Origin of the sequence: Streptomyces misionensis (assembly GCF_007896895.1) — a bacterium.
Classification (GTDB): Bacteria; Actinomycetota; Actinomycetes; order Streptomycetales; family Streptomycetaceae; genus Streptomyces; species Streptomyces misionensis_A.
This window is the reverse complement of record NZ_VOGW01000187.1, coordinates 17,297-20,149: the sequence shown is the minus strand read 5'-3', so window position 1 is coordinate 20,149 and position 2,853 is coordinate 17,297. Positions and strand designations below refer to the sequence as shown.

1 protein-coding gene and 1 pseudogene are annotated in these 2,853 nt (G+C 71.9%); one reads left to right on the top strand and one right to left on the bottom strand.

Annotated elements, in window-relative coordinates; genetic code table 11:
• Positions 1 to 772: 772 nt before the first annotated feature.
• Positions 773 to 1,300, top strand: a pseudogene (locus tag FRZ03_RS41360) (integrase core domain-containing protein); the annotation flags it as partial.
• Between the two features lie 105 nt (positions 1,301 to 1,405).
• On the opposite strand, the gene FRZ03_RS32675 reads toward FRZ03_RS41360, so the two are convergent.
• A partial coding sequence (locus FRZ03_RS32675) for a nucleotide-binding protein (RefSeq protein WP_261399440.1) occupies positions 1,406 to 2,853 on the bottom strand: 1,448 nt, incomplete at its 5' end.

The following is a 2,853-nucleotide window of genomic DNA, read 5'->3' as shown; positions in this document are numbered from 1 at the left end:
GGAGAAGTCCGAGGCGGGGCGGTTGCTGGAGAGGGCTCGGGAGATGTGGGACGCGCGGGAGTGGCTGTGTTCCGCCGAGTTGTACGAGCGGGTCCTCGCGCACTATCCGAACGAGGGCCCCAGCGCGGCGTGGTGGTACGACGCGGCGCTGGCGCACAAGTTCCTGCGTAACTGGGCGAAGGCGTGCGAACTCGGCCGTGAGGCCGCCGCCCGTTCGCCCCGCGGCGAGCAGGACCCGGCGTTCTGGAACCTGGGTGTCGCCGCCACGATCCAGCGCGACTGGGCGACCGCCCGTGACGCCTGGGAGGGCTTCGGGATACCGATGCCGGAGGGCGAGGGGGAGATCAACGGCGCCTTCGGCCCGGCGTGCGTACGGCTGGACACGGGTGGCGAGCGCGAGGTGGTGTGGATCCAGCGGCTCTGCCCGACGCGCGGTCGGGTGATGAACGTCCCGGCCACGAAGGGCCGTCGCTTCGGCGAGATCGTCGTGCACGACGGGGAGCCGAACGGCGAGCGGACGTACAACGGCCGGCGCGTCGCCGTCTTCGACGAACTGCTGCTCTTCGAGGCGTCCTCGCTGCCGACGCTGCACACGACCGTGCGCGCGGCGGACGCAACCGACGTCGACGCCCTGGTGGACTCGTTCTTCGCGCGGGACTTCGGAGCCGAGCCGGCGAGCGGCTTCCACATGCTGTGCGGATGCTGCAGCGAGGGCCGGGTCGACTACGACGAGACCAGCGTGCGGACGCACAGCGGCTCGCAGACCGTCTGGCTGGCCGCCCAGGGCGGCCGCAACAGCTCCGCGCACCGCGACCCCGCCCGGCCCCGCACCGCCGGCGGCCGTCCCAACCTCGGCTACAGCTACCTGCACACCGCCGTCGACGACCACTCCCGCCTGGCCTACAGCGAGATCCATGCGGACGAGAAGAAGGAGACCGCCACCGGCTTCTGGCAGCGGGCCCACGCCTTCTTCACCCATGCCGGGATCACCGTCGAACGGGTGCTGACCGACAACGGCTCCTGCTACCGCTCACACGACTGGCGCGATGCCCTGGCAGCAGCCGGGATCGTCCACAAGCGAACCCGGCCCTACCGACCCCAGACGAACGGCAAGGTCGAACGCTTCAACCGCACCCTGCTGGACGAGTGGGCCTACGCCCGCCCCTACCGGTCAGAAACCGAGCGCCGCGAAGCGTTCCCGCAGTGGCTGCACACCTACAATCACCACCGCGGACACACCGCACTGAAAGGGCAACCACCCGCCAGCCGCGTCCCCAACCTCACGGGTCAGTACAGCTAGTCCTCGCGTTCCTCGTGGTGGCGGCACGCGTTCGGTGCCGCCGAGACGGCGAAGGGCGGCCGGTGCGCGGAGCACCGGCCGCCCTTTCGTATGCCGTGGGTCGCGCTACTGCTGCGGCGGCTGACCCTGGGGGTACGGCCGGCCCGGGTACGGCGGCCGGCCCTGCTGCGGCGGGTAGGGCCCCTGCTGGGGCGGGTAGGGCTGCTGTCCCTGCGGCGGATGGGGCTGGCCGGGGTACGGCTGGCCGGGGACCTGCGGGTACGGCTGACCGGGCGCGGGCTGGCCCGGCATGGGCTGTCCGGGCATCGGCTGTCCGGGCACGGGCTGCCCCGGCATCTGCTGGCCCGGCATCGGCGGGGCGGCCACCGGCGGCGGGTTGCCGTCGCTGGTCCACAGCCCGTGCGCCTGCTGGTGCCGCACGAAGTCCTCGGCGATCATCGCGGCGAGGTTGAAGTACGCCTCGCGGGTCCGCGGCCGCATCATGTCGAGGTCCACCTCGGCACCGGCGGCCAGATGCTCGTCGAAGGGCACGACCACGACCCCGCGGGTACGGGTCTCGAAGTGCGCCACGATGTCCTCGACCTTGATCATCTTGCCGGTCTCGCGGACCCCGGAGATCACGGTCAGGGAGCGGGACACCAGGTCCGAGTAGCCGTGCGCGGCCAGCCAGTCCAGCGTCGTGCTGGCGCTGGACGCACCGTCCACGGACGGCGTGGAGATGATGATGAGCTGGTCGGCGAGGTCGAGCACCCCGCGCATCGCGCTGTACAGCAGACCGGTGCCCGAGTCGGTCAGGATGATCGGGTACTGGCGGCCGAGCACGTCGATCGCGCGCCGGTAGTCCTCGTCGTTGAACGTGGTCGACACGGCCGGGTCCACGTCGTTGGCGATGATCTCCAGACCGGAGGGCGCCTGCGAGGTGAACCGGCGGATGTCCATGTACGAGTTGAGGTACGGGATCGCCTGGACGAGGTCGCGGATGGTGGCCCCGGTCTCCCGGCGCACCCGTCGGCCGAGCGTGCCGGCGTCCGGGTTGGCGTCGATGGCGAGGATCTTGTCCTGCCGCTCGGTGGCGAGGGTGGAGCCGAGCGCGGTGGTCGTGGTGGTCTTGCCCACGCCGCCCTTGAGGCTGATGACCGCGATCCGGTAGCAGGACAGCACCGGCGTGCGGATCAGCTCCAGCTTGCGCTGCCGCTCGGCCTCCTCCTTCTTGCCGCCCAGCTTGAACCGGGACCCGCCCGCTGCGGGCCGGCCGCTCTTCGCCTTCTGCCGGCGGTTGTTCAGCAGCCGGTCCGAGGACAGCTCCACGGCGGCCGTGTAACCCAGCGGCGCGGCACCGGGGTTGGTGGGCTGCCGCTGGTCGTGCTGGATCGGCTGCGGCCAGGCGGCCCCGAGGCGGGGATCGACGGGCGGCTGGGGCTGCGGCTGCTGCTCCGGCGACTGGGGGAAGCCGTAACCGCCCGGCTGTGCGGGGTTGTCCGACTGGGGAAAGCCGTAACCGCCCTGCTGCGCGGGGCCGTTGGGGCCGTTGGGCGCGGTGGGCTGCGGGAAGC